The organism is Wenjunlia tyrosinilytica (assembly GCF_014646055.1).
Taxonomy (GTDB): domain Bacteria; phylum Actinomycetota; class Actinomycetes; order Streptomycetales; family Streptomycetaceae; genus Wenjunlia; species Wenjunlia tyrosinilytica.
This window is the reverse complement of the sequence record NZ_BMMS01000102.1, coordinates 1-4,682: the sequence shown is the minus strand read 5'-3', so window position 1 is coordinate 4,682 and position 4,682 is coordinate 1. Positions and strand designations below refer to the sequence as shown.

Here is a 4,682-nt window from a genome sequence, read left to right as displayed (position 1 = left end):
GAGGCGGCGAGGTTGTTGCGGGTGGTGAGGGTGTCGGGGTGGTGGGGTCCGAGGATGCGTTCGCGCTCGTCCAGGACTTGTTCGTGCAGTTGGATGGCGTCGTCGGTGCGTCTGGCCTGCGCGTAGGAGTTGGCGAGGTTGTTGCGGGCGGTGAGGGTGTCGGGGTGGTGGGGGCCGAGGATGCGTTCGCTCTCGTCCAGGACTTGTTCGTTGAGTTGGATGGCGTCGTCGGTGCGTCCGGCCTGCCAGTAGGAGGCGGCGAGGTTGCTGCGGGCGGTGAGGGTGTCGAGGTGGTGGGGGCCCAGGCGGCGGGCGCTGGTGGCCGTGAGCCCTTCCCAGTAGTGGATGGAGGTATGGGGAATTTGCGTCTGCAGGTGGCTGTGGCCTGCGCGGTGGAGGACGGGGTGTGCGCCGTGCTTGCCCGGGGTCCACAGATGCGGTTCGCCGTGGCGGTGCAGGGTCTGGGTGCTGGAGCGCAGCAGGGCCGCCAGGTCGGGCTCGGTGTGCTCCTGGGCCGGCCATAGGGCGTGGAGGGCGTCGGCGGTGCGGCGGGCCAGGGCCTGCCGGTCGGGTTGGGGGGTGGTCTCGCGTGCGGCCCGGGCGGTGAGGGCGTGGATGCGCACCACCGGCGGTGTGGCGCGGGTGTCGTGGGTGATCAGGCTGTAGCGGTGCAGCAGCCGGACCGCCTCCCGCACCTGGACCGCGTCGGCCCCCACCAGTGCGCGACGGGAGCGCGCTGCGGTTCCAAGGCCCCGGCGCAGTCCCGATCGCCGGGGCCAGGTGGTGGTGCCGGTCAGGCAGGCCAGCGCGGCGGGTGTGGTCCACAGGGCTTCGGGATGACCGGCGGGGTCGAGGAGGGCGCAGACGTCCAGGATGGCCCGGGTGATGCCGGGGCGGGGTTCGGCGTGGGCGGTGGCGTCGAGGTTGAGCAGCAAGGTGGTGGCCACGGCGCGGCCGTATCCGTCGGCGTCGGCCTGCTCGGGCAGCAGGTCGGGCAGCTTGTGCTGGGTGTCGTGCAGGCGTTGCAGGTAGGTGGTGGCGGGCACGGCCTGGTTGGCCAGGTAGGCGGCCGCGTGCCCGAGGGCCAGTGGCAGGTGGCCGAGTTCGGCGGCGACCTCGCCCAGCACCGCGGCGTCGCCGACCAGGTGTGCGGCGTTTTCCTCCTCGAGGCGGCGGGTGAGGTAGGCGGTGGACTCGGCCTCGGTGTAGACGCTGATGTCGACGCGTCGGCGTGCGCCGCCCTGCGCGTCGCGGAGCCGGGTGGTGGCCAGCACCCACCGCTCGGCCCCGCGTCCGGTGGGCCACCAGGGGTGCAGCGCCGCAGGGTCGGTGACGTCGTCGAGGACCACCAGCCAGCTGCGGGAGGTCGCCGCCAGCCATTCCAGGAACGCGATCGCATCCTGCTCGAGGTCCTGGCCGGTGGCGCCGGGGGCATGGACGCGCTGTGCGGCGTGGGCGTAGTCGGTGACGACCTGCTGGATGCCGTCGGCCGCGGTGGTCCACAGCACCAGGTCGGTTTGGGCGCGGTGGGCGTAGGAGGCGGCGAGCTGGGACTTGCCGACTCCGCCCTCGCCGGCGAGCACCTGCCCGAGTACCACGTCACCGGCGGTGTGCCGGGCCTGGTCGATGACCGCGCGCAGGGCGGGGCGTTCCTGGAAGGCCGAGGCCAGCGGCGGCACGGTCCCCACCCGCACCGGCCACCGCACCGGCTCCGCCTGCACGATGGTCGTGTGGTGGGTGACTTGGGCGTGTGCCCCGATCGCGGAGCCGACCACGTCACCGCCGACGGCCATCGCCTCGCGGCCGCGAGCCGACACGACCCACGAAACCTCCCCCCGCCCGCCGCCCGATCGCGCATGCCCCGACAGGTCGCTGCCAGCGGCCCCGGTGGCGCCGTCCGCGGCGTCGTCGTCGCCACCGGCCTCGTCCGTTCCGGTCCGGTGGGCATCGCTGCTGTCGCGGGTCATCGCCGGCTGTCGTCTCCGATGGCGCTGTCGGTGACATCCCCGCCGACCGCGGTGCCCTCCCGGTCGGCACGCACATCCACCTCCGCCGCACCGCTGCCGCTGCCGGTCCCGGCCCCGGGCCGAGGGGTTGAAGCAGGACCGGTGACGCGGGCGCCTCGGCCAAGGGCGGAGCCGGTGACGTTCCCGCCCACCGCTACCGCGCCGCGCCCCGCCCGCACTCGGCGCTTGCCCACCGCGCCTGCCGCCCCGCTTGACCCGGCGGACCCGCCGGACCCTGTCGGCGCACCGCTGCGGGCCAGGGTGAGCACGGAGACGACCGCCCCGACCAGGCCGACCAGGCCACCGGCGACCGTGGCGGCCTGCGCCGCCGCGTCCAGATCGGCCAGCACCACCACCAGGCCCAGACCCACCGCCGCGGCAGCGCCTGCCACCGCTGTCACCCAGACCGCTAACCGCCCCGCACCCGACATCAGCCGCCCCCCAAATTTTGCCCTGTGCATCCCGCCCGCCCGGCCGGAACCTTCGCGTACGCGACCAGCCCTGCGGGCTGACACCCCGTCACGGCAGTCCAAAATTGCTGCTGGCCTACCTCCTACCAGAGACCGACCACCCCGGGCAGCCGGTTCCCCAACTTCCCCCGGCCCTCGCGACGGATACCCGGGCCCCAGGCCGGGCGGCTTCACGCGCACCCGCGCTGAGATGGACAGGAGCACCGAGGCGTCGCGGGCCGCCTCCACTCATACCCGAGATACGGACGGGGTCCCGGTACGCATGGACTGCGTACCGGGACCCCGTCCGTATGCCGCGGAGGCCTTCACCATGCATGCCGGTACTTCTGTCTCCGGTGGGCCACGCTTGGTCTCGCTTCGCAGCGCTGCTCAACGAAACGCTTCCCTGGCGGCTTTGAAGCCTTCGACGGCCAACTGATCTGCGGCCGCCTGGAGCTGCTCGGCAGTCGGCTCCTGCACGGCGACGCCCTGTGTGGCCAGGCTCTCCCTGGCCAGGCCCTCGGCGCCGTCGGCGAAGGCGGCGCCGCTGCCCAGCACGGTCAGGGCGGCGCCCGCGGTCAGCGCCAGACGCAGACGGGGCGCGCGGGAGGGCCGGGGACACCGGTGGATGCCGGCAGGGCGCGCAAGGACCCCTGCTGCACGGTGTTCACAACTCATGGAGGGGCCGGGAACACCACAAATGCAGGACAGCGAGATTGGCACGAGAGAACGACACCGCCGTACTGCCGGCCGTCTCCGCCGTCGAACAGTGGCTCGTGGGAGCCCTCGACCACGGCGCGACCCTCTAAACCCCAACCCCACACCCCACGGGCCTCAGGGCGGCACGCAACGCCGCCTTGAGGCCCCCCGATCCTGGACACGAAGGGAGACACCGCGCCATGGTCATGAGCGTGACTCCTGCACTCGGCCCGGGCCTGCGCCCTTGCACCAGCGCCGACCGGACGGCGCTGGTGGACCTGATCGACCTCGACCGGCTGCCCGGCCAACCCGCCGTCACCCCCGACATGCTCACCGACGCCCTCAACGGCCGCTCCACCATCGATTCCGGGTGGTGGGCCGAACTCGCCCCGCCCGCCACCACCGTCGCCACGGACAGATCAGGCACCGTCGTCGGCGTCATCTCCTGCGCCCTGCGCCCGAAGGACGACACGGGCCTGATCCTGTGGCTGCACTGCCGGGAGAACAAGACCGTTGCCCGCTTCCTGATCGACCGCGCCGTCACCGAATTCGGGGCACGCCACGTGCTCGCGTTCGAACTCGCCACAGCCCTGACCCTCGGCCTGGAAGCACTACCCGTGGGCCACCGGCCCGCCACCCACGCCGCCTTGATGGGCGCCGGTTTCACGGGCACCGACCTGTGGCGCTACATGCGCGCCGCGCCCCCCCGTGCAGGGACTGCCGCACGTGGACCGGTACGACGTCGAACACCTCTCGCCCGACCAACGCCGTCTCGTCCTGACCGACCGCCGCAACACCATCGCCGAGGCCACGATCGGCCTCCCGCACCAGGGAACGGGAGTCCTGTGGTGGATCGGCGTAGAACCGGCCGCACGCGGCCGAGGACTCGGCACAGCGATGCTCGGCACCGCTGTGGACGTCCTGACCGCACTCGGGGCAACCGAAGTGATCCTGTACGTGGACGACGACGCCCCGCCCGGAGACGACCGCGACCGCAGGGCAGCCAACGCCCTCTACGAAGCAGCCGGATTCGAGGAGATCGACCGCCTGCATTCCTATGCCCGCCAGCCATAGAAGCGCCATTCGGACAGAGGTCCGAAAGCGGCCCCGATCGTGCATCCCCACCCCCGCCGGGGCCGGAATGCAGATAGGATGACAACGATGAAAAGCCGCCACCCCATGGCACGACACAAAACTTTTCAGTGATGTCGCGTCAAGGATTTCAGCGTCTCAACAGAGCCCACAGGGACCCGGGACTGGCCCCAATCTCTACCCGGATACCACAGTGATGCACCAGCAGGATCGACCGGCGCCGGATGGGGTGGCTCGAAATCCCAGACCACACCCGGGCAGAGTTTTGATGCACACCGGCCACGACCTGCACTCATCTCTCGCCCCGTGCAGGACCCATGACCTTCCGTCACCCGACAGCCCAATCCGCCCCCACCCCTTGCTGCCAGCCTACGGGGGTCCGCGAAGCGGCCCCCCGTCCGGCCCGGCAAAGCCGGGCAAGAATTGAGCGAAGCGA

Annotated in this window: 4 protein-coding genes; 1 reads left to right on the top strand and 3 read right to left on the bottom strand. The window is 72.0% G+C overall.

Annotation, left to right across the window (positions count from 1 at the left end):
• The 3 genes from IEY86_RS35600 to IEY86_RS35590 form a co-directional block, all read right to left on the bottom strand.
• Nucleotides 1–1,967: tetratricopeptide repeat protein (locus tag IEY86_RS35600; protein WP_189136043.1), on the bottom strand; the 1,967-nt coding region annotated here is incomplete at its 3' end.
• Nucleotides 1,964–2,398 (bottom strand): hypothetical protein, encoded by a 435-nt coding sequence (locus tag IEY86_RS35595; RefSeq protein WP_189136042.1) that lies wholly within the window; start codon nt 2,396–2,398, stop codon nt 1,964–1,966. The genes IEY86_RS35600 and IEY86_RS35595, both read right to left, overlap by 4 nt.
• A 447-nt stretch (nt 2,399–2,845) precedes the next feature.
• A complete protein-coding gene (locus tag IEY86_RS35590) occupies nt 2,846–3,133 on the bottom strand; it encodes a hypothetical protein (protein WP_189136041.1) in 288 nt (95 codons plus the stop codon).
• 747 nt (nt 3,134–3,880) lie between these two features.
• Here IEY86_RS35590 and IEY86_RS37380 point away from each other — a divergent pair.
• On the top strand, nt 3,881–4,228 hold the full coding sequence (locus IEY86_RS37380; protein WP_229699073.1) for a GNAT family N-acetyltransferase: 348 nt from the start codon (nt 3,881–3,883) through the stop codon (nt 4,226–4,228).
• Nucleotides 4,229–4,682 lie beyond the last annotated feature (454 nt).